Raw genomic sequence first — 21,671 nt, 5'->3', positions numbered from 1 at the left:
AGCTGCCGACACACAAAGTGACCCAAATTGAAGAATTGCTGCCGCACTGCTGGAAACCTGAATCGAATTAAAAATTGGTATGGGATTCAGCGGACGCTTACTTTACTGCAAAGCATTTTTCGCAATTCATGCAAATTTGATAAGATGTCTGAGCAAATGAAATAGCGTTTTTCCATAGCTCGGGTTGGCTTGAAAATAACAATAAGAACAAAGCCAGAGTCTAGGATTTAACGCATATCGTTTCATGCATAAATTTGAAATTGGTGAGACAGCCAAATTTTAACGATGAGATGTATTTAAATATTTAAGGATTTTACCTCAATGAGTTACCCGGAAATCATGGCTGATCTTTCCACTTTAACGCCGATGATGCAGCAGTACATGAGCGTCAAAATGCAGCACCCGCACTCCCTGATGTTTTATCGCATGGGTGACTTTTATGAACTGTTTTTTGACGATGCCCATAAAGCCGCCAAATTACTGGGGATTACCTTAACCCACCGCGGTAAGGCCAATGGCGAACCGATTCCCATGGCAGGTGTTCCCTATCATGCCGCTGAAGGCTATTTGGCCCGTCTGGTCAAAAAAGGCGAAACCGTGGTCATTTGCGAACAGCTTGGTGAGGGCGAGAGCGCAGGCTCTCGCGGAAAGGCACCTATGGAGCGTGGTGTGGTGCGTATCATCACTCCGGGCACCCTGACCGATGATGCGCTATTGAACAGTCATCAGTCTTCCAATCTGGTTGCACTCTGCTTACATCAGGGGCAAATTGGTATTGCATTGCTGGATTTAAGTGCCGGTATTTTCAAGGTACAACAACAAGAGTTTCATCACGAACAACTGGCAATTGAACTTTCCCGCTTAATGCCAAGTGAAATTGTGGTAGATGAAGATATTGTCGATCCCAATATTATCGAGCAGATCAAAAAACAACTCGACTGCCCTGTGACCCGTCGTCCGAATGTCGATTTCAACCTGAATAATGCACAAAAAACCTTATGTGACCAGTTCGCGGTATCTACCCTGTCCGGCTTCGGAATTGACCATTTACCGCTGGCCAAAGCGGCGGCAGCGGCACTGATCCATTATGCCAAAGAAACCCAGAAAACTGCTTTACCGCATATCCGCTCGATTCAGCTAGAACAAAGCAGTGATTTTATTGCGCTAGATCCGGTCACGCGTCGCAATCTGGAACTGGTTGAACCTCTATTTGAACATGGTACATCCCTGTTCCAGCTGATCAATGACTGCCAGACTGCCATGGGTGGCCGACTGCTCAGCCGTACACTGATGCAGCCTTTACGCGACACCAAAATACTGGATGCCCGTTTGGATGCCATTGCCGCTATGTTGAGCGGTTATCATGAAACACCGATTCGTCTGGTCCTGAAAGAAATTAGCGATATTGAACGTGTACTGAGCCGTGTCGCTTTAGGCAGTGCACGTCCGCGTGATCTGGTACAACTACGTCAGGCCTGTGCGCAAATTCCTTTTTTACGCCATGCCCTACAGCCAATGATGCAGACTAAGCAATCCGTTCTAATTCAGCAGCTGACAGATGAACTAGGGGATTTTAATGGCCTGCATCAACGCCTGATGTCTGCGATTGTCGAAAACCCTCCGGTATTACTCCGTGATGGCAATGTCATTGCAGAAGGATTTGACAGTGAACTGGATGAGCTGCGTAAAATCCGTGATCATGCAGGCCAGTTCCTGATTGATCTGGAAACTCAAGAACGTGCCAACACCGGCATTTCAACCCTGAAAATTGGCTATAATCGTGTCAGTGGCTACTATATTGAACTGACTCGTGCTCAAGCCGAGCAGGCACCGGATCATTATATCCGTCGCCAGACCTTAAAAAATGCCGAGCGTTATATCACGCCGGAACTGAAATCTTTTGAAGATAAAGTCCTGTCCAGCGAATCACGTGCCCTTGCGCGTGAAAAAATGCTGTTTGAAATGCTGCTGGATGAATTACGTCAAGACATTGGCAATTTACAGATGATGAGCAGCGCTATTGCCCAGATTGACATGCTGGCCAATTTTGCCCATCAGGCGCGTTTACGCAACTGGTCCCGTCCAGAATTCAGCCCTGAAATTGGGGTTAAAATTGTTGCAGGCCGGCATCCTGTGGTGGAAGCCTTAAGCAAAACTGCTTTTACCCCGAACGATACCACACTAGACTTTAACCACCGTATGGCCATTGTGACCGGTCCGAATATGGGCGGCAAATCCACCTTTATGCGTCAAACCGCACTGATCAGTTTACTGGCCTATTGCGGTTCCTATGTGCCTGCAAAGTCCGCAGTATTAGGCCCGATTGATCGCGTGTTTACCCGTATTGGTTCAGCAGATGACTTATCGACCGGTAAATCGACTTTTATGGTGGAGATGACCGAAACTTCGCAAATTCTGCATCATGCCACCAACCAGTCTTTGGTACTGATGGATGAAGTCGGACGCGGAACCAGTACCTATGATGGTTTGTCTCTAGCCTGGGCTTGTGTGATTGACCTGAGCAAACGGATTAAGTGCCTGTGCCTGTTTGCGACTCATTATTTCGAGTTGACCGAACTGGGCAAGGAATCAGGAATTGATAACTATCATGTCACAGCCAAGGAGCTGAACGGTAATTTAATCCTGCTACACAAGGTTCAGCACGGCCCTGCCAGTCAAAGCCATGGCTTACAGGTAGCAAAACTGGCCGGTATTCCTGCCAGCGTGATTAAAGAAGCACAAAATCGGTTAAAGATTCTGGAAAAACAGCAACATCAACAGGTCAATAAGGTAGTACAAAATGACTTGTTTAGTGCGATCGATGAACCGGCTGTAGAAATTATTGAACGTGTAGTGGAAATTGAAAAAGATAGCCCTGCACTAAGGTTGTTAAGATCGCTGGATGTAGACAATCTTTCTCCCCGGGAAGCCTTGCAACAAATTTATGCTTTAAAAGATGCCCTGGAAAGCTAATTTAAATCTGTGCCAGAAAAAGACTTCTAAATAGAAGTCTTTTTCATTTACTACATATATTTAATGAAATATTCAATTTTTACTAAAATTAACAGCCTTATATATAATAAATATCAATAAAAGCAATTGTTACTTAGCAGCATTTTTGCCTAAAATACAGCAAGAGTAACTAGAACCATATTTTTTAGGTAGCTGTCGCCATGACCTTTGTTGTCACTGAAAATTGTATTAAATGTAAATACCAAGACTGCGTAGAAGTTTGTCCGGTAGATTGTTTCTACGAAGGTCCAAATTTCCTCGTGATTAATCCAGATGAATGTATTGACTGCGCATTATGCGAACCTGAATGCCCGGCAAATGCTATTTTCTCGGAAGATGAGTTGCCTGAAGGTCAGGAAGTCTTTATTGAGCTGAATGCCGATCTTTCACAAAAATGGCCAAACATCACTCAAATTGGTGACCAGCCTGCCGATCGTGAAGAATGGAACGGTAAAGCCGACAAGTTACAATACTTGGAAAAATAAGACTGTTTCTGAGCCTGAAAAAGATCAGCATAGGCTGATCTTTTTTTATACTTAAAAAAACATTTGATTGCAATATTTTCAAATTTTATCCTTCAAATTAGATTAAAATAGCATGTATTTATAAATATCTGATTTCTATAATGAAGCATGTTTTAAAGGGCTTACTGGGCTTGAGCTTGGTCCCACTTGTCATGATTGGATGTAGCACATCTCCTCAGAAACAAGGGCAAATGCCCCATGGAAAACGGATCTTCATTCCTCAAGAACGCATTAGCCTTGAACGCCCAATTCCACCTAAAACAGTACCTTATGTTTATAATTCATGGATTGCCATCGGTGATAATTTACATCGTGTCCGTGAATATGAAAATTTTCTGGAACGTAATGGTGTCGGCAATATTATCCCAAGTTTCGAATTGTTGCGTTCTGCCCGTGACTGGCAAAAATGCGGCCGTCCACAATATATGATTCCTAACCGTGAATTGTGGAACAATCAAATTGCAACTTTACGTGTCTTTAAATACCTGGTTGCTGCCAAAGTGCTTACTGACTTTGAAGTGACCTCTGTTTACCGGGATTTGTCACTTAACCAGTGTGCCGGTGGCGCAAATTCATCACGCCACTTATTTAATTCGGCGATCGATTTCCGTATTGGGCCTGAAGTGCCCCAAGCAGAAGATTATGCATTTATTGAAAATAGCAAATTTAAATTATGTCAATTCTGGGTGCAGTACGGACAAAGCCTGAATATGGGACTTGGGCTATATGCTTCTGGTCAAATCCATATTGATACTCAAGGTTACCGCACCTGGGGTCCAGACCACTCACGCCACAGCTCGATGTGTAATTTTTAAAATCGTGTATTGCGGTAAAAAAGAGATCCTGCTGATCTCTTTTTTATTGCCCTATTTTCAATAAATCAAAACGATAAATTGCACTCTGAATGGAAAAGTTTAAAATGCATGCATCGCAACACAGGTGACCAGACTATGCAACAAATGTGGACAGAGATTGATGCTTACATCGATTCACATTTAATTCCAGAAGACCCCATTCTGCTACAGACATTAAAAAATACTGAAGATAAAGGTTTTCCAGATCACCTCGCAGTCGCACCCAATCAGGGCATGCTGCTGCAAATGCTGATTCAGATGAACAAGTGCAAACGTGTACTGGAACTGGGTACCTTTGCTGCCTACAGTACAATGTGGTTGGCTCGTGCGCTACCAGAAGATGGCTACATTCTGACCATTGAGGGTCGTGATACTCATGCAGCTTTGGGTCAGGAAAATATTGATCATGCCAAACTTCCGCAGACCATTGAGCTTAAGGTAGGGCGTGCAGCAGATGTATTAAAGGCATTGCCTGCAGATTTTGAACCATTTGACTTTGTGTTTATTGATGCCGACAAACAGAGTTATCCAGAGTATCTAGAACTCAGCTTAAACTTGTCCCATTCAGGGACTATTATTGTGCTGGATAACGTGATTCGTGCTGGCGAGATCATTAATCCTGCAAACCACAAACCTAGTATTGAAGGTATTCGCGATATGTTTGTCGCCTTGCAAGACCATCCTCGAATTTTGTCCTGTACTGCATTACAAACAGTTGGTAGCAAAGGACATGATGGCTTTGCACTTGCCATAGTGAAATAATATGACACAAAGGTTAAAAAACAATCTTTTTATTTTTTTTGTTTTTTATTAATAACTTACAGATACTGTCCATATAGTTATCCACAACTTATGCGGATAACTATGGGCAATTATTAATCAAACCTGTTAGATATTGACTCAGTTATTTCACCACCAGTAAGGGTACGGTTGAGTTTCGGAATATACTTGTTGCCACACTTCCCAAAAAGAATTGGCGAATCTTGCTGTGACTAAATGCACCCAGCAATATCAGTTGTATGCCATGTTCACTTTGGTATTCCAGTATATTTTCCGAAACATCGCCATAACGGTATTCAGTCACCACATCCATCCCGGCATCACGTAAATACTGCGAAGGTTCATTCAGTATTTCCGGATGATCACCTACATATAACAGATGGCACTGTAAGAGTCTTAATAAATCACTTTGTGCGACACGTTTCATCAGATTAACGCAGGTTGGTGAATATTCATAGGCAAAAATGAATCGTGTGGGTGGTTTAAACTGTTCCCCGACGGTCATTACGGTACATTTTGCACCACGAATAAAATTTTCTACATTACTGCCTATTGGTTTGTTTCGTTCCGCAGAACGCTCTCCGACCCGGCCAATAATGGCGATGTCATCTTCTTTAAGCACATGAAAACTTTGTTCCAGGAAATCGCCTTTTTCTTGCAGATGCGAGGCGCTAATCTCATACTTCTGCTGAATCATGTCAGAAATATGGGTTAAAAGATTATTGCTGTAATCCAGTGCCAGTTCACTTTGTTTTTGTTCAAGTTCTGCCAGTTCTTTCAGTAACATTGCATTACTTTCAAACCCGATCACCCCACTAATTTCCCCCAAATGATAACTAGCCGGGTAATAATCTAAAACCTGTAATAGTACCAATTCACGTTGTGTCTGCTTTGCAACCCATGCCGCAGCTTCAGCCACTGCATTTACACATGGAGAAGAATCAATACAAGCGATTACACGTTTCATTTTCGCCTCGCTTTTCGCCCATACAGGCTTTAAGTCTAATTGTTATTTTAACTTAGCATAACTCTTCACCGCTGTGCAGGCTTTTATGTAATTAAACTTACTCCCTGATTCATCTTCATTTTCTTGGATTTTTTAATCCCGATGACGAATAAACCTGGCCGGATTACCCGCAACAATAGTTGCCTTTTCAACATCCTTTGTGACCATACTGTTCATGCCGACAATGGCATGAGCATCAATCTTTATACCATCTTTAACACCCACATGCGCGCCTAGCCATACATCCTGACCAATCTCGATGCCCTGAGAACGTACCGCTTGCTGGTAAATGGGCTGTGCAAGTTCAATCCCGTGGTCAAAAGCATATAAATGGCAATATGCAGCTATACGGACCTGATCATGTAGCTTGATCCCCATGCGCCCACCATCGAGAATACAGTGATGGTTAATGGCCACTTCATTGCCAATTTCTAAAGGACCATGCAAGGTACAGTCTGCGGCAATAAAAGTATTGTCACCAATCGTGATTTTCCGGCCCGGCTCGGCAAAAATATGGGCCAGCGGTGAAATAAAACAGTTTTCACCAATTTCGACAGTTTCCATTTCCATCAAATAAGCCTGATATTCTTTTTGCCACTGTTCTGCCCAGCCGCGATTTTTCGGTTTTAATGACCAGTACAGCCACGGCATGTAATTTAAACGGTGCTTATGTTGTTCACGATATTTTAATAGCGGATCCTGTTCAGTCATGGTTCGGCTCTTCTACAATTTTCAGTTGTTCACGTCCGCGAGTCACATCCTGAATTTTCAGTGCCAAAGGCTGAATTTGATGAACTTGTAACAAGGCTTCGACCTGTACGCCTGTGGCAGTATATTGTTCTTGAAATTCGATGTTTTGGTGGTTCAACTCATACTGAAAAATAGCCCATTCATTAAAATGGGAGGCAAAGCTGACTTTCTTTTTTTCAATCAGTTCAATTTTTTCCGCCAGTACCAGGCACTGCCCTGCACAACCACCATAGGCCCGAACTAGCCCTCCCGTTCCGAGTTTAATACCGCCAAACCAGCGATTGACCAGAACGATGATATTGGTTAATTCATTGCCTTCAATGGTTGCCAAAATCGGGCGTCCAGCAGTACCTGATGGTTCACCATCATCATTAAAACGAACATTATGGCCAATTTTCCATGCCCAGCACTGATGTGTGGTGGTGATATCTTTATGGAACTCTAAAAAGTTTTTGACATCCTGTTCATTTTCGACTGGTGCAGCAATCGCCTGAAAGCGACTTTTTTTAATGTCTTCTTCGAAAGTAACGGATGAGGCAATCGTAAATGGCATAAATCTGGAATAAATAACAATACAGCAGCAGTATAGCCTGTTTTGAACCGCTTGCAGATACAAAAAAACCTCCTATAAAAGAAGGTTTCTTAATAATTAAAAATATTTAAACTTAAATGATACTGTAATTTATAAGATTAAATCATTCTGATTAAACTTTAATTAAACAGTAAAATCTTCACCCAAATAGACTTTGCGCACAGTGTCATTTTCAAGCACTTCTTGCGGTGTACCCTCTGCAATTACCGCACCTTCACTGACAATATAGGCATGCTCACAAATCGCCAATGTATCCCGTACGTTATGATCGGTAATCAGTACACCAATTCCGCGGTCTTTAAGTTCACGGATAATATCCTTGATGTCCGCTACAGAAATAGGATCGACCCCCGCGAAAGGTTCATCAAGCAGCATGAACTTGGGATCGGCCGCCAAAGCACGGGCAATTTCAGCACGACGGCGCTCACCACCAGACACACTCATCCCCAGTGAATCCTTAATATGCGTGATTTTAAAATCTGCCAATAGTTCATTTAAACGCTGTTGACGCTGTTGCTTGTTCAGATCTTTACGGGTTTCAAGAATCGCCATAATGTTTTCAGAAATCGTCAGTTTTCTAAAAATTGAGGCTTCTTGCGGCAAATAACCAATGCCTTTACGGGCACGTTCATGCATGGCCAAGTCTGACAAATCAAGATCATCCAAATGAATCTCGCCTTTGTCCATCCGAACTAAACCCACCACCATATAGAAACTTGTGGTTTTACCCGCACCGTTTGGACCAAGTAAGCCTACAATCTGTCCACTCTGCATCTGAAAAGAGACATCTTTCACAACCCATCTTTTACTATAGTTTTTTGCCAGATGTTTAATACACAATGTTTGGGGCTGATTTAGCGGTTGATCCATTAATCACGTGCTCCTGGGAACGTTTTTGAGCTAGATGGTGGAATAATAATTTGTACGCGACCTGAAGATGAGCCAGTATTGTTCGGTGTACCTGTCGCTTCAACATCACCTTTATTCATGCTGTATTTCAAAGTATTACCGCGAATACTTGCCCCATCCTGCTGTAAAAATGCATTGCCGGACAAGGTGATAATGCCAGTTTGGGCATTATAAAGAATCTTTTGTGCCTGACCTTTCGCCAAGCCTTTATTGACATCAATTTGTTGTTGGAAACGTGCCGGACCGCCTGTCGCCGTAATGCTACTGATCTGTTTTTGACTGTTCAGATTGGCAACAATAGAGTTGGCTTGCAATCTCATGGTGCCCTGTTCGATGATGACATTCCCGCTATAGGTCGTCACCCCGGATTTTTCATTATAGGTGGCACGGTCAGCAACCAGTGAAATAGGCTGATTTCGGTCAGATGGAATGGCCAATGCCGCTGCCGACGAGAATACAACCAAACCGGCTAAAGCTGCCTGTTTAAGCAAAGTTTTAGACAATGTAAGCTTAAGATTGTGGTTCATATTTTCCTCGAATATTAAAAAATTCGTATTGACCGTCATTTAAATTGGCTTTCAGACCTTGGCTTACAAATTCAGCTTGCGGAGATTGCACAATGACCTGTTTATCTGTCTCAATTTCCCGGGTTTCAGGATATCCGGTTAATTCCTGGGTCTGAAACTGCATTTTGCCCTGTGGCATCAACTTGGTCGCCACGACATTTCCTGACAGAATCACCCGTTGATTGTCATCATAACTGTTCGCCACTTTGGCATAAAAAGTGGCATCAACTGCGCCATTTTTATACAGCGAGGCATTCAGGTTCTCGAGTTTGGCCGTTTCTTTTTGCATGTCCTGTTCCATACGGTCGACCTGAGCACGGGCATACAAATTACCGTTGTCATCGGTTTGAGTCAGGTTAATTTTTTCAGCGGAATAGGTCATGCTTCTGGCTGAATCAACCTCGAGCTTGTTGCCCTTACCACTGTAATAGTAGTAACCACCACTTATAGCTGCAATTGCTATAGCAGTCAGGTATAAAACTTTTGTATCCATAAGTGTGGCACTTAACTCAAATTCAATGAATTGTTTAACAATTAATGTGGGGCAGCGGTATAGGTTTCAAGCAGCTGTTCATAAGCCCCTTTGGCCGTCAGAATCATGTCGCAGATTTCACGCACTGCACCACGACCACCCATGGCCTGAGTAACAAGGTCAGCACGGCGTCGAACTTCGACATGACCATTGGGAACAGTCACTTTCATACCGGCAATGGCAAATGCCGAAAGATCAGGCCAGTCATCGCCCATATATAAACAGTCTTCTGGAGCAACATTCAATTGGGCACAGGCTTCGCGTAATGCAGTGCCTTTGTCTTCACGGCCCTGGAAAACCAGGTCTACACCCAAGTCAGACATGCGCTTTTCTACAATATTGCTTTTACGTCCAGTAATAATAATGACTTTTACACCGGCTTTCTGTACGAGTTTCATACCTAAACCATCACGGATATCAAAGGACTTGATTTCATCCCCGGTATTGGTCAGGGTGACAAAACCATCACTCAGAATTCCATCGACATCAAGAACCAAAGCTTCAACATGGCGCGCCTGTTCCAATAAAATATAAGATGCCATTTATTAATTTACCCCGGCTTGAATCAGGTCATGCATGCTAATCACGCCAATAACCTTGTTTGCACTATCTACTACAACAAATTGATTAATTTTCTTTTCGTTCATGCGCTCTAGGGCTTCAACGGCACGTGCCTCTTGCGAAATGGTCAATGGATTTTTAGTCATGACCTCAGAAACCGGCAAGTTCACATCAAAGCCTTGTTGTTTATCAATTAAACGACGTAAATCGCCATCAGTAAAAATACCCAATAGAACGTCATTTTGATCGACAATTGTGGTTAAACCTAGGCGTTTGTTTGAAATTTCGTATAAAACCTGATTCATTGGTGTATCTGGAGAGACTTTTGGCAATTCTGTACCTGTGTGCATGAGGTGTTCGACATGTAACAACAAGCGTTTACCTAATGCACCGGCTGGATGAGACAGCGCAAAATCATCAGCAGTAAAACCACGTGCATCCAGCAAGGCAACCGCCAAGGCATCGCCTAAAGCCAGAGTTGCCGTGGTGCTTGAGGTCGGTGCCAGACCCAGTGGACAGGCTTCCTGAATATTTCCCAAGGTTAAAGCGACATCGGCATTTTGCGGCATAGGGCCTTTGTTGTCGCCACTAATGGTAATTAGAGGAATTTCCAGACGCTTGATTAATGGCATGAGCATCATGATTTCATCACTCTTGCCCGAGTTAGAAATGGCAATCAGCACATCGCCAGGAACCAGCATGCCCAAATCGCCATGTCCCGCTTCACCTGGGTGCATAAAGAATGACGGCGTACCTGTAGAAGCAAAGGTTGCTGCCATTTTACGGCCGATATGCCCTGACTTCCCCATACCGGTAATGACTAAACGCCCTCGACACTTCAAGATGATTTCACAGGCACGACTAAAACGATCGTCAATTTGTGTTGCCAATATTTCCAGTGCTCGTTCTTCTATACGCAAAGTTTCTAATGCAACTTTTTGAAAGTCTATTTGATTTGGCATATTTGGTGGGTTCAAAATAGGTTTACCTTTACTCTATACAGAGTTGATTCAATCAAGCAAAAAATAATTTTCGCAATTTTATCATATCTATGCAAATGTCACGTTTCTAAATTACAAGATTTCAATAATTGTGCAGAAATTATGGTGAGTAAAACTCAGGTTTATCGCGAACGTCATCCTTACTCTCTTCAGGTCATGTGTCATGAATCATTCTGCATTTATGTAAAGCTGAGTGTATATTATGAAACTTGGTTTATTATTTAATTCTCATATGAAAAATACGCTTTCTGATCACAAGCAAATTGGTGTGGTTGCCACTTTTCCTGAACTGGTCAATTCCAAGTTTCAAGGAAATATGAATGCCATGTGCTGGTATAGAAATCTGGCTGGTGATTTTAAAGAGATTGTGACTAAACTTGAATTAAAAGAGAATATTACAGAAATTTCTGTGGAAGATCTTTTAGCGCTGCAACTTTCAGAACAAGGTCATCTGGCTCGGGAAATGATCTTAAAAGATATCCAGCTATTAACCGATTTCGGAGCATCCCCATCTCTTAATTTACTTAAAAGTTATGAACGGGATGAAGAGCTGGATTTCATTGCAACAGATGTGTATTCCTATCACGTTGACCGCTCACCTATAGAAACCGATACTTTCTTATGTACTTATTCTGGTTGTGCCAGTGATATTTTGCCAAATGATCAGGTTGAGCAAAAGATTTTGATTCCCGAATTAAGAGCAAAGCTGAAAGACTTACATGATGGTCCAGAAACTGAGTTCGAAAATTTCCTGGAAGAATATTTCTTTGATTTGCATTATGCCCCCAAAGCGGATGCAACACCGATCAATTTAGGCCAGGGACATCTTTGGCGTTTGGCTGTCGATCATCCAACGCAGCCCGTTTTGCCTTGCGTGCATAGAGCGCCTGCTGAAGCGGGTGAATACAGACTTCTCTTGATCTGTTAAATATTGATGAGATATAGGGCTCACTTGATCTATAAGATTTAGATGTTACATCTGTCTGTTTATTCAATGCTCTGCTCTTGAATGCTCTAGAGGAACGGGACAGATTGGTCCGTATGAACTCACATTCCCGCTATACAACTATTTTGATTGCTGAATTGTTATTTTTCAGGTATCGCTGATTATTTTCATGAGCAGTGTGCTTTCTTAAGCCATAAGTAATGACATTAAATTTTCATATCGAGTTTTATATTCCCTAAAAAACTTCTGCATTTTTTCGTTTTAACTTTATGAAAAAAAATGCTTAGGTTAAGATGAGCCATCTTTTGTAAAAGCATCTTAGAAGACCTATGCAGCCATTTGTTCTATATAACTCAGAGCAACGTAAAAAAGTAGAATTCGTACCTCGTAAAGAAGGTCATATCGACATGTATGTCTGCGGTATGACCGTATATGACTACTGTCATATTGGGCATGCTCGAGTGATGGTTGCATTTGACTACATTATCCGTTTCCTGCGCAGTCAGGGCTGGAATGTAAAATACGTACGTAACATTACCGATATTGACGACAAAATTATTAAACGTGCCAATGAAAATGGGGAAAGCATTACAGCTTTAACGGATCGTTTCATTCAAGCAATGAATGAAGATGCTGAAAACTTGGGCTGTCTGCATCCAGATGAAGCCCCTCGTGCGACTGATTACATCGACCAGATGCAAAGCATGATTGGTAACCTAGTCAATAAAGGCACTGCTTATCCATCATCAAATGGTGATGTGTATTTTGAAGTGGAAAAATTTGCCAAATATGGCCGTCTTTCAGGCCGTAAACTGGAAGATATGCAGGCCGGTGCATCTGAACGCGTTGATGTTGAAGTAGAGAAAAAACATCCATTTGACTTTGTGCTGTGGAAACATGCCAAAGAAAATGAACCGTCTTGGGCTTCACCTTGGGGCAATGGCCGTCCGGGCTGGCATATCGAATGTTCGGCAATGTCAACTTGCTGCCTAGGCAATCATTTTGACATTCACGGTGGCGGTTCAGACTTAATGTTCCCGCACCATGAAAATGAAATTGCCCAATCAGAAGCATCTACGGATGAACAGTATGTGAATTACTGGATGCATGTCGGTTTCATTAATGTTGATGGCGAAAAAATGTCTAAGTCTTTAGGCAACTTCTTTACCATTCGTGATGTGATGGAAAAATTCCACCCTGAAGTGATCCGTTACTTTATTGTGTCTTCACACTACCGCAGCCCAGTGAACTTCTCGGATGTGGCATTAAAAGAAGCCAAAACAGCCCTTTCCCGTTTCTATCATTCATTTAAGGCTTATCAGCAGGTCTACGGTGAAAAAACCGTAGAAACTCTGGATGATGCATTGGTTGAACGTTTTAATACTGCTATGCGTGATGACTTCAATACAGCAGAAGCCATTGCTGTACTGTTTGAAATCAACAAAGAATTCAACCGTGCAGTGAAAGACGAAAACCAGGAGCAGGCAGCGGTTTATTATTCAACTTTACGTCACCTTACCAATATTCTAGGTCTGGTTCAGTACAATGTTGATGACTTCTTGAAGTCTGATATTGGTCAGGAAGCATTAGGTTTATCTGAAGAACAGATTGAAGATTTGATTCAGCAACGTAAAGATGCGAAAAAGGCCAAAGAATTTGCCAAGGCCGATGAAATTCGCCAGTCTTTACTGGATCAAGGTGTGGTTCTGGAAGATACACGTCAAGGCACTATTTGGCGTCGTGCTGATTAATTAATCATTTGGAAGCATAAAGAGTTGACAGTTAAAAGAAACTCTCTATAATTCACTTCCATATTGCGGGAATAGCTCAGTTGGTAGAGCATAACCTTGCCAAGGTTGGGGTCGGGAGTTCGAGTCTCCTTTCCCGCTCCAGAATATGAAAAGCCCAGATCAATTGATCTGGGCTTTTTTATTTATTAATCTCATTAAGTTTTAAGCTGAATATACGCCAAACCCATAATGATAGTTCCACTTAAACTTTTTAGTAAAATACACAAGATCGTTTGCCCTCGCATAGATGGTTTAGAAAATTAATTAAAATAATTTACAGGCTCAATAATAAATCATAAAAGATACATTTTTATCCTTTTTCCTTTCCACATTCCGGCTATGTTAAGCTTTGAACAAATAATAAATATTGAAACAAGAGGACAGCATCATGGAGTATTACCAGCACATTCTAGTTTCTGTCGATGACTCGCCCATTGCCGTAGCCGCAGCTGATCAGGCCATGGTGTTAGCCAAAGCTTTTGGCAGTAAAGTGACCATTGTGAGCGTAGTGATTATTGATCCTTTAACCAGTGTCAGTTTTTATAAAAATGTTCCCGGCGTCACTGATTATTTTATGGAAGCTCAAGCTCATGCTAAAAATATATTGGCCGAGCTAGGTGCCAGATTTTCCGAAGCAGGTATTCCAGCAGAAACCAAGCTTTTAGCCAAACAATCCCCTAGTGAGGCCATTGCTGAACTTGCCGATGAACTAAAGGCCGATTTGATTGTGGTTGGATCGCATGGCCGAACCGGTTTGAAAAAAACCTTCATTGGCAGTATTGCCCAAGATATTCTGACCGCCAGTCATGTTCCTGTGCTTGTGGTTAAACATACCCAATAACCCTTTTACTCTGCTTTTTTATGCCATTAACCTATCACTTCTGAGTTAATGGCTTCACGCAATTGGGCTTAAAAACTGTCTTTTAAGGATTTGTGTTCTGCTCAGCTGACCTTATTGCTGCACTCATTTTAAAACACTTAGATTAGCATTTAAAAACATAGACATGAGCCAAGCAATCATCTCGCAGATTCTATAAAAAACATCAAACTACGACCATAAACCTATACGCATAAACGTGATTAAGACATAAACTTTGTTCACAATTTTTTATAGACATTCAAAGAGCAAAACATGTCACAACAAGATTTTGAAAATGGTTTAAAAGTTCGCACCGAAGTCATGGGCGAAGCTTTCGTAAAACGTGCACAGGACAATACGGTACCCTTTACCCAGCCTTTACAGGACTGGATTAATGAACATGCCTGGGGTTCAACCTGGCAACGCGAAGGCGTTCTTCCACGTAAATATCGTTCACTGATCACCATTGCTTTTTTAACCGCACAAAAAAGCCCCACAGAACTTAAGGGACATGTTCGTGGTGCACTCAATAACGGTGCAACAGTAGAAGAAATTCAGGAAGTGTTATTACACAGTTTGCCCTACTGTGGCGCTCCTGCCACCCAGGAAGCCTTTCGTGCTGCACTTGAAGTCATCAATGAATATCAAAAAACTGAATAATATAATTTGATATTTATAGAAATGGTTTAAGCAGTTTAGCATTTAAATTGCTTAGGCTATTTTTATTGTTGACGATCTGATTCAACCGCAATCCATTGAATTGCGCTGTAATTGACCTTGACTTAACTGCAAAGTTTCCGCTTCCAGATATTCCAGTTCTTCGGGATGATGTGTGACATAAATCACTGGCAAATCCAGCTCCTCTTTTATCCGTTTAAAAAACGGTAAAATTTGCTGTTTTAAGCTACGGTCCAGTCCCGTTAAGGGTTCATCCAGAAGCAATAAATGGGGGGAAGATAGCAGTGCCCGCCCAATCGAGACCCGCTGTGCTTCCCCACCAGAAAGCTGATGGGCCTTACGTTGTATCAAGGTGGTCAAATCCAGCAATTCGACAATGTCATCAAACTGGAACTTTCGTTCTGACTTATCTACTAATTTCTCTGCATAGCGTAGATTCTGCTGCACATTCATATGTGGAAACAGCAAGGCATGCTGGAAAATTAAAGCGATTTTGCGCTGATACATCGGGATATGAATATTCTGCCGGGTATCTATTAACAGCTGTTCATTCAACTGGATATAGCCTTGTTGTGGCTTGAGCAAACCCACAATATTTTTTAGCAAGGTACTCTTGCCACTCCCTGATGCTCCGACAATGCCTAACAGTTGCTGCTGCATCTCCAGTTCAACGTTCAGGCTGAAATCACCCTGCTGATAGAGAAAATCACATTTCAACATATCAGGCTCCCAATTTCCGTTGATATTTTTGCAAAATAAAATAGTTCGCAATCAGGGCTGAAAATGCCAGAAATAAAGATAAGACCACCAGCCGCATGGCAAATTCTTCGCCATTGGGTTGTTGCAGCAAGGAATAAATCGCGATTGGAATGGTGCGGGTCTCATCTGGAATATTGCCGACAAAGGTAATGGTGGCACCAAACTCTCCCAGACTTCGGCTAAAACACAGAATGCTCCCGATCAGCATGCCCGGCAGTGCCAAAGGCAGGCTAATACTGCAAAACACCCTGAACGGGCTTGCTCCCAACGAGCCGGCCACCTGTTCTAATTGCCGGTTAATCAATTGAAAAGACAGGCGAATCGGCTGCACCATCAAGGGAAATGCCACAATCATTGATGCCAGTACCGCCCCTTTCCAGTTAAAGGCCAGTTCAATCCCGAGCGCATTCAGATATTGTCCAATCCAGCCTTTATTGCCAAACAGCAGCAACAGTAAATAGCCCAAGACCACAGGCGGCAGCACCATCGGTAATTGCAAACATGCTTCAAGCAAAAATTTCAGCCTGAATTCATGGCGTGCCAATGTCCAGGCCAAAGCCACTGCAAACGGTAAACAGATGACCGTTGCCCAGAAGGCGACTTTTGCGGAAAGATATAAGGCACTCAGTTCTTCGGGACTGAACATTGCGTGGCGATCTCCCTATGGTTGATTTATAGATTAATTCATGCGAAATCCATATTTTTGAAAGATGCTTTTTGCCTGTGAACTGCTTTTCACAAATTTTTCGAACTGCATTGCCTCTGCATTTTTCTCGCCCTGCTTGGTCAAGGCAATCGGATAAATAATGGGATGATGCGAATCTGCGGGAAAAGTTCCGATTATTTTCACTTTCTGGCTAATAAATGCATCCGTTTTATAAACAATGCCTACCTCACACTCACCCCGCTCTACAAAAGCCAAGGCTGAACGAACATCATCCGTTCCTACAATGCGGCTTTTGAGCTGAGCCAGCCAATTCAGCTTGATCAAACTCTGTTTGGCATATTTACCCGCAGGTACTGACTCCATTTGTCCTGTACATAAATGCCCTTTAAAGGCTTGGGCAAAATTAAAATTGGGCTGTGGCTTAAATGCAATATTTAAATTTTTCGGGCTAATGACCACCAGCTGATTGAACAATACGGGCTTGGCCCTATTGTGATGAATGAATTGCTTTTTAATCAGATAATTCATCCAGTCCAGATCTGCAGAGAAAAAGAGGTCACTGCTGGCACCAGCTTCAATCTGTTTGGCAAGTGCTGAGGATGCACCAAATACCGCTACAACATCCGTTTTCGGATGCTGCTTTGCATACAATTTTTTAATGTCGTTAAGGGCATTACTCAGACTGGCTGCTGCGTAGATTTTTACCGTGCCTGCATAGGTAGAGGAAAATGTAACTGACAAACACGCTGCTAAAAACAGGGATTTTTTCATCGATATTTTCCTTCTCAGTGAATAAACAGACCTTGCACGATTTGCCCTTTAGATAATGCAGCTCCCGCAGGAATCCTGACCAGACAATTGGCCTGCATTAAATTGCTCAGCATATGTGACTGCTGTTTGGACAAGCTCCGGACTTTGAGCAGTCCCTGATCAAAACTGGCCGACATTCTTAAAAAACGTTCTCGGCTATCCATTTTTAGCTCATGGGTCAACACGACGCTAAACCAGTCCGGTTGCTGTTTCTGTCCTTGCAAAGCCCTTAACAGGGTTGAAGTATAAATTTGCATGCCTACATAAACTGCTGCCGGATTGCCCGGCAGTCCAAGCAGATAACAACGTGTGCGATCAGGGCGTGTTAATTCTGCAAAGAACATCGGCTTGCCCGGCTTTTGTTTCACTTTCCAGAACAGCTGTTCAAAACCCAAATCGAGGGCTACCGGTCGAATAAAATCATAATCTCCAACGGATACACCACCGGTGGTTAAAATCACATCATGGCTTTCCGATAATTCCTGGATTAAGGCTTTCACGGCATCTTCTGTATCAGCCACATGGAAAATTTCAACCTGCTGTCCTGCATTTTGAAACCAGGCCTGAATCAGGGGAGCATTGGCATCAAAAATTTTTCCTGCTGCAAAATCCTCGATGCTGCTCGCGACTTCATCTCCCGTAATGACCACTGCAACTTGGGGATAGCGAAAAACTTCAACCTTTTGAATGCCTGCCATACTTAAGGAGGCAATTGCACCTACTGAAAGGAACTGTCCTTTGTGGGCCAATAATTGTCCAACCGAAATTTCTTCACCCACATTGCGAATATCGGCATGAGCATGCAGGTTTTCGACTATTGCGATTTTGCCTGAATCGATGAGCTTGACGATTTCCTGACGTGCCACCGTGGTGGTTCCATAGGGAATTTTGGCGCCAGTAAAAATCCGTACGGCTTGCCCTGCCTTAAGTTGTAATTCGGACGAATGTCCGGCTTGAATTTCACCGATCAGTTTAAATTCGCTATGCGGCTCAATGGCAGATTGGGCGCAAATTGCATAGCCATCTACAGCGCTTTGCGAAAATAAGGGCAGATTAATGGCAGAATAAACCTCTTGCGCCAAATAGCGGTTTAAAGCCCCATTTAACTCCAGACTTTCCGTGGCCAGTCCCTGAGTATGCTGCAAAATTAAATCCAGGGCCTGATCTACCGTAATCAGGCCATGCTCTGCTCCACATCCAGACATGATGCTATTCATTGGTACCCCCCTGGATGGGGAATATTTTTCTGGACATCAAATAAATGTACCAATGCCGGCAAGACTGCAATCAACGATTCTTTCGCCCCCTGACGGCTACCCGGTAAAGTCATTACCAGACTGTTATCAATATAACCGGCTACACCGCGACTTAAAGCCGCATAAGGCGTACGCTTTTGGCCAAAACTGCGCGAGGCTTCCATCAGTCCGGGAATTTCACGTTTTAATAAAGGCTGCAGGGTTTCCACGGTTAAATCTTTTGGTCCCAGACCCGTTCCCCCAACGGTTAAAATTAGCGGATAGTCATTTTTTTGCTGTTCAATCAAGGCCAGTAACTGTTCCGGACTGTCAGGAATGACATGGTAAGCAATATCGCTAAAATTGGCTTCCTGCAAAATTTCCCGCACATTCTGTCCTGCCGTATCCGGTTTCTTTCCTGCAGCAACGGTATCGGACAACACAATGATAGACGCAGGCAGCGCTTCTTTTAATACACGGGTAAAATGGGATTTGCCGCCTTTTTTCTTTTGTAACTTGACCTGATCCAGGCATAAATCTTCCGGTTCACAATGCGGTTTCAACATGTCATACAGCGTTAAACCGGCCAGACTGACTGCGGTTAAGGCTTCCATTTCCACCCCGGTCGGACCGATGGTTTCTACGGTTGCAATAATCTCGACATGGGCATCGAACAGTTCATATTCCACATCGGCACGGTAAATCGGCAGCGGATGACACAGTGGAATCAGCTCATCGGTGCGTTTCGCAGCTAAAATGCCTGCTATCCGTGCTGTCTTCAAGGCATCGCCTTTTTCAGTATTGCCTTGACGTAATAATTCAATGCAATGTGGCGGTGCATGCAAAATCCCTGTGGCTACTGCAGTCCGGTAACTTTCTGCTTTCATCCCGACATTTTTCATTGCATATTTCCTGAATTCATTTTTACTTTAAATATTGCTGTTGACTGACATCTACCCGGGTTCACTCAGTAGATGAAACTGTTTTTAATGATGGCAATGGGCATGATCACCGTGTGCAGGTTGTTTATCTGCATATTGTTTATCTGCATGATGATGGACATGCACCTGCTCCGCTGTATCTTTACGGATACAGCAGCCTTCTACATATTGACTGCTGCCATCCAGATAAAATTCCTCTTTCCATACCGGAACTTCATGTTTGACCCGTTCCACCGCTTCTTCACAGGCAGCAAAGGCTTCGCGGCGATGGGCCGCATAGGCCATGGCAATAATGGCTTTTTCACCAATAGCCAAAGCCCCAATCCGGTGAATCACCCGAACATAGGACACCGCATATTTGGCCTGAATCTCCTGTTCGATCTGACGGATCATTTTTTCCGCCACGGGTGCATAGGCGGTATATTTCAGCGCTTTAACCGCTTTACCTTCATGATGATTACGCACGGTTCCGATGAATACGCCAATTCCCCCACACTCGGGAAAATGTTCGATCGGGTCAAAACTGTCCAAGCTTAAGGCAGTATCCTGAATTCTGCAAAATGTTTTCAATAACGTCATTTCAGCCTCCTGCCACTGGCGATAACAGCACTAGCCTGCTGTCGATGCTTAATTGCGTCTGGCGTGAAATAATGTCTTCACCGATGGCACAGGCACAGCGTTCAATCATGGCAAACGCTGCCGGATAATCTTGCCCTACTTGAGCCAGTACCTGAGCAACCGTGCTGTATGGGCTACACATCATTTCCAGATTTTCCGGTAACTGGCGTTCTACCGCACCAAAGGCCTCAATTTTAATTTTGATCTGTGGCATCTTAACCTCCTATCATGTGCATGCTGATTTTTCGGCTGCTTTTATTCATGCGCTGATTTTCCAAACGTTGTGCTATGGCGTGATAACCTGATTCTTTGTTCCAGATATATTTTGATAACACGGCATGCAAACTCAGCACACTCAAAGGCTCAGAACAACCCAGGGCTTTAATTTCAGTTTTTAGATTCAGGCCTTGAGGAGCAAACAGGCAATTATAAAATTCACCCTGTGCGGTTAAGCGGACACGATCGCAAGTTCCACAAAATGAATTGGTGATGGTGGATATGATTCCAAGCGGATGGCCATCCATAAAATACTGTCGTGCCGGCTCTGAACTGGAGCGTGATAAATCACCTGGCTGTTGAATTACAGTAAATTCAGTACTCAGGCTATCTAAAATCTGCTGTTCGCTGACCACATGTTCTGATGACCATTTACGGTCACCATCCAGGGGCATAAATTCGATAAAACGCAGCATAATTTTTTGCTGAACCGACCAGCGTGCCAAAGGCAGAATTTGATTGTCATTGATCCCGTTCATCAATACACAATTGATCTTGATTGGCAGACCTACCGCTTGTGCTGCATGAATTCCTTCCAGTACGGGAGATAACTCTTTTTGTGTCAGCTGTTTAAATTGATGTGCATCCAGACTGTCTAAACTGATATTTAAATCATCCAGTCCGGCCTGTTTTAAAGCCTGTGCATATTGTCCAAGATAATGCGCATTGGTAGTCATGGAAATGCGTTTTAAACCCAGCTTTTTTAGCTGTTGTAGTTGTGCAATAAAATGCACCACGCCTTGACGCATTAAAGGTTCGCCACCGGTAATGCGAATAGATTCGATGCCACGACGCACCATAAAATCACAAAAATGATAAAGCTGTTCAAAACTGAGCAAATCGTGTTTTTTCATCCATTCAGGGTGTTCCGGCATGCAATAGATACACTTGAAATTACAGCGATCGGTCACTGAAATTCGTAATTTGCGCTTGCTGCGACCAAACTGATCGACAAAACGCGCTTCGGTTTCAAGTTCTGTCATCATATTCATGTTGAACATCCAT

Annotated in this window: 24 protein-coding genes and 1 tRNA gene; 9 read left to right on the top strand and 16 right to left on the bottom strand. The window is 43.0% G+C overall.

The window, feature by feature from the left end:
* The first annotated feature begins 321 nt into the window (after window positions 1-321).
* The 4 genes from mutS to ACE01T_RS08630 all read left to right on the top strand — a co-directional run bounded on the left by mutS (window position 322) and on the right by ACE01T_RS08630 (window position 5,152).
* Window positions 322-2,973: a DNA mismatch repair protein MutS gene (gene mutS, locus ACE01T_RS08645; protein ID WP_180043655.1), complete on the top strand. Its 2,652-nt coding sequence runs from the start codon at window positions 322-324 to the stop codon at window positions 2,971-2,973.
* Between the two features lie 200 nt (window positions 2,974-3,173).
* Window positions 3,174-3,497 (top strand): ferredoxin FdxA, encoded by a 324-nt coding sequence (gene fdxA / locus ACE01T_RS08640; RefSeq protein WP_004279936.1) that lies wholly within the window; start codon window positions 3,174-3,176, stop codon window positions 3,495-3,497.
* A gap of 140 nt (window positions 3,498-3,637) precedes the next feature.
* Window positions 3,638-4,351 (top strand): D-Ala-D-Ala carboxypeptidase family metallohydrolase, encoded by a 714-nt coding sequence (locus tag ACE01T_RS08635; protein ID WP_086195110.1) that lies wholly within the window; start codon window positions 3,638-3,640, stop codon window positions 4,349-4,351.
* A 135-nt stretch (window positions 4,352-4,486) separates the two neighbouring features.
* Window positions 4,487-5,152, top strand: coding sequence for an O-methyltransferase (locus ACE01T_RS08630; protein WP_180043665.1), 666 nt, complete (start codon window positions 4,487-4,489; stop codon window positions 5,150-5,152).
* Between the two features lie 142 nt (window positions 5,153-5,294).
* Here the strand turns inward: ACE01T_RS08630 and ACE01T_RS08625 are convergent, their stop codons facing one another.
* From ACE01T_RS08625 to ACE01T_RS08590, 8 genes are all read right to left on the bottom strand, one after another.
* Complete coding sequence (locus ACE01T_RS08625; protein WP_180043659.1) at window positions 5,295-6,137, bottom strand: universal stress protein; 843 nt, start codon at window positions 6,135-6,137, stop codon at window positions 5,295-5,297.
* Window positions 6,138-6,269: 132 nt separating this feature from the next.
* Window positions 6,270-6,887, bottom strand: coding sequence for an acyltransferase (locus tag ACE01T_RS08620; protein WP_180043661.1), 618 nt, complete (start codon window positions 6,885-6,887; stop codon window positions 6,270-6,272).
* A complete protein-coding gene (locus ACE01T_RS08615; protein WP_180043663.1) occupies window positions 6,880-7,479 on the bottom strand; it encodes an IMPACT family protein in 600 nt (199 codons plus the stop codon). The genes ACE01T_RS08620 and ACE01T_RS08615 overlap by 8 nt, the downstream gene beginning before the upstream one ends.
* A gap of 162 nt (window positions 7,480-7,641) precedes the next feature.
* Window positions 7,642-8,388 (bottom strand): LPS export ABC transporter ATP-binding protein, encoded by a 747-nt coding sequence (gene lptB / locus ACE01T_RS08610; RefSeq protein WP_166168127.1) that lies wholly within the window; start codon window positions 8,386-8,388, stop codon window positions 7,642-7,644.
* The gene (lptA, locus tag ACE01T_RS08605) at window positions 8,388-8,954 is read right to left on the bottom strand and encodes a lipopolysaccharide transport periplasmic protein LptA (protein WP_180043089.1); all 567 of its coding nucleotides are present in this window, start codon (window positions 8,952-8,954) and stop codon (window positions 8,388-8,390) included. Before lptA ends, lptB begins: the two co-directional genes overlap by 1 nt.
* Complete coding sequence (gene lptC, locus ACE01T_RS08600) at window positions 8,938-9,486, bottom strand: LPS export ABC transporter periplasmic protein LptC (protein ID WP_180043090.1); 549 nt, start codon at window positions 9,484-9,486, stop codon at window positions 8,938-8,940. The genes lptA and lptC overlap by 17 nt, the downstream gene beginning before the upstream one ends.
* Window positions 9,487-9,527: 41 nt before the next feature.
* Window positions 9,528-10,067 carry a KdsC family phosphatase gene (locus ACE01T_RS08595; protein WP_092819354.1) on the bottom strand — a complete coding sequence of 180 codons (540 nt, stop codon included), beginning with the start codon at window positions 10,065-10,067 and terminating at the stop codon, window positions 9,528-9,530.
* Window positions 10,068-10,070: 3 nt separating this feature from the next.
* Window positions 10,071-11,048 (bottom strand): KpsF/GutQ family sugar-phosphate isomerase, encoded by a 978-nt coding sequence (locus ACE01T_RS08590; RefSeq protein ID WP_180043091.1) that lies wholly within the window; start codon window positions 11,046-11,048, stop codon window positions 10,071-10,073.
* 271 nt (window positions 11,049-11,319) lie between these two features.
* On the opposite strand from ACE01T_RS08590, the gene ACE01T_RS08585 reads away from it, so the two are divergent.
* The 5 genes from ACE01T_RS08585 (at window position 11,320) to ACE01T_RS08565 (ending at window position 15,342) form a co-directional block, all read left to right on the top strand.
* Window positions 11,320-12,015, top strand: coding sequence for a DUF1826 domain-containing protein (locus tag ACE01T_RS08585; protein ID WP_180043119.1), 696 nt, complete (start codon window positions 11,320-11,322; stop codon window positions 12,013-12,015).
* Between the two features lie 347 nt (window positions 12,016-12,362).
* Complete coding sequence (gene cysS / locus ACE01T_RS08580; RefSeq protein WP_180043092.1) at window positions 12,363-13,784, top strand: cysteine--tRNA ligase; 1,422 nt, start codon at window positions 12,363-12,365, stop codon at window positions 13,782-13,784.
* A gap of 65 nt (window positions 13,785-13,849) precedes the next feature.
* Window positions 13,850-13,925 (top strand) — tRNA-Gly (locus ACE01T_RS08575).
* A 286-nt stretch (window positions 13,926-14,211) separates the two neighbouring features.
* Complete coding sequence (locus ACE01T_RS08570; protein WP_131274254.1) at window positions 14,212-14,664, top strand: universal stress protein; 453 nt, start codon at window positions 14,212-14,214, stop codon at window positions 14,662-14,664.
* Between the two features lie 291 nt (window positions 14,665-14,955).
* A complete protein-coding gene (locus tag ACE01T_RS08565; RefSeq protein WP_092819349.1) occupies window positions 14,956-15,342 on the top strand; it encodes a carboxymuconolactone decarboxylase family protein in 387 nt (128 codons plus the stop codon).
* 81 nt (window positions 15,343-15,423) lie between these two features.
* Here the strand turns inward: ACE01T_RS08565 and ACE01T_RS08560 are convergent, their stop codons facing one another.
* The 8 genes from ACE01T_RS08560 to moaA form a co-directional block, all read right to left on the bottom strand.
* A complete protein-coding gene (locus ACE01T_RS08560) occupies window positions 15,424-16,080 on the bottom strand; it encodes an ATP-binding cassette domain-containing protein (protein WP_180043093.1) in 657 nt (218 codons plus the stop codon).
* 1 nt (window position 16,081) lies between these two features.
* Window positions 16,082-16,765, bottom strand: coding sequence for a molybdate ABC transporter permease subunit (gene modB / locus ACE01T_RS08555; RefSeq protein ID WP_180043094.1), 684 nt, complete (start codon window positions 16,763-16,765; stop codon window positions 16,082-16,084).
* 33 nt (window positions 16,766-16,798) lie between these two features.
* The gene (modA, locus tag ACE01T_RS08550) at window positions 16,799-17,557 is read right to left on the bottom strand and encodes a molybdate ABC transporter substrate-binding protein (protein ID WP_180043095.1); all 759 of its coding nucleotides are present in this window, start codon (window positions 17,555-17,557) and stop codon (window positions 16,799-16,801) included.
* A 14-nt stretch (window positions 17,558-17,571) separates the two neighbouring features.
* Complete coding sequence (locus ACE01T_RS08545; RefSeq protein WP_180043096.1) at window positions 17,572-18,813, bottom strand: molybdopterin molybdotransferase MoeA; 1,242 nt, start codon at window positions 18,811-18,813, stop codon at window positions 17,572-17,574.
* Window positions 18,810-19,733: a bifunctional molybdenum cofactor biosynthesis protein MoaC/MoaB gene (moaCB, locus tag ACE01T_RS08540; protein WP_131274259.1), complete on the bottom strand. Its 924-nt coding sequence runs from the start codon at window positions 19,731-19,733 to the stop codon at window positions 18,810-18,812. The genes ACE01T_RS08545 and moaCB overlap by 4 nt, the downstream gene beginning before the upstream one ends.
* A gap of 84 nt (window positions 19,734-19,817) precedes the next feature.
* The gene (locus tag ACE01T_RS08535) at window positions 19,818-20,351 is read right to left on the bottom strand and encodes a molybdenum cofactor biosynthesis protein MoaE (protein WP_180043097.1); all 534 of its coding nucleotides are present in this window, start codon (window positions 20,349-20,351) and stop codon (window positions 19,818-19,820) included.
* A 1-nt stretch (window position 20,352) separates the two neighbouring features.
* Window positions 20,353-20,604 carry a MoaD/ThiS family protein gene (locus ACE01T_RS08530; RefSeq protein ID WP_131274261.1) on the bottom strand — a complete coding sequence of 84 codons (252 nt, stop codon included), beginning with the start codon at window positions 20,602-20,604 and terminating at the stop codon, window positions 20,353-20,355.
* A 1-nt stretch (window position 20,605) separates the two neighbouring features.
* A complete protein-coding gene (gene moaA, locus ACE01T_RS08525) occupies window positions 20,606-21,658 on the bottom strand; it encodes a GTP 3',8-cyclase MoaA (RefSeq protein WP_180043098.1) in 1,053 nt (350 codons plus the stop codon).
* Between the last annotated feature and the right edge of the window lie 13 nt (window positions 21,659-21,671).

The sequence above is a fragment of the Acinetobacter uliginosus genome (genome assembly GCF_044130295.1).
Lineage (GTDB): Bacteria > Pseudomonadota > Gammaproteobacteria > Pseudomonadales > Moraxellaceae > Acinetobacter.
The sequence above is the reverse complement of the archived record's forward strand: the minus strand, read 5'-3'. Positions and strand labels throughout refer to the sequence as shown.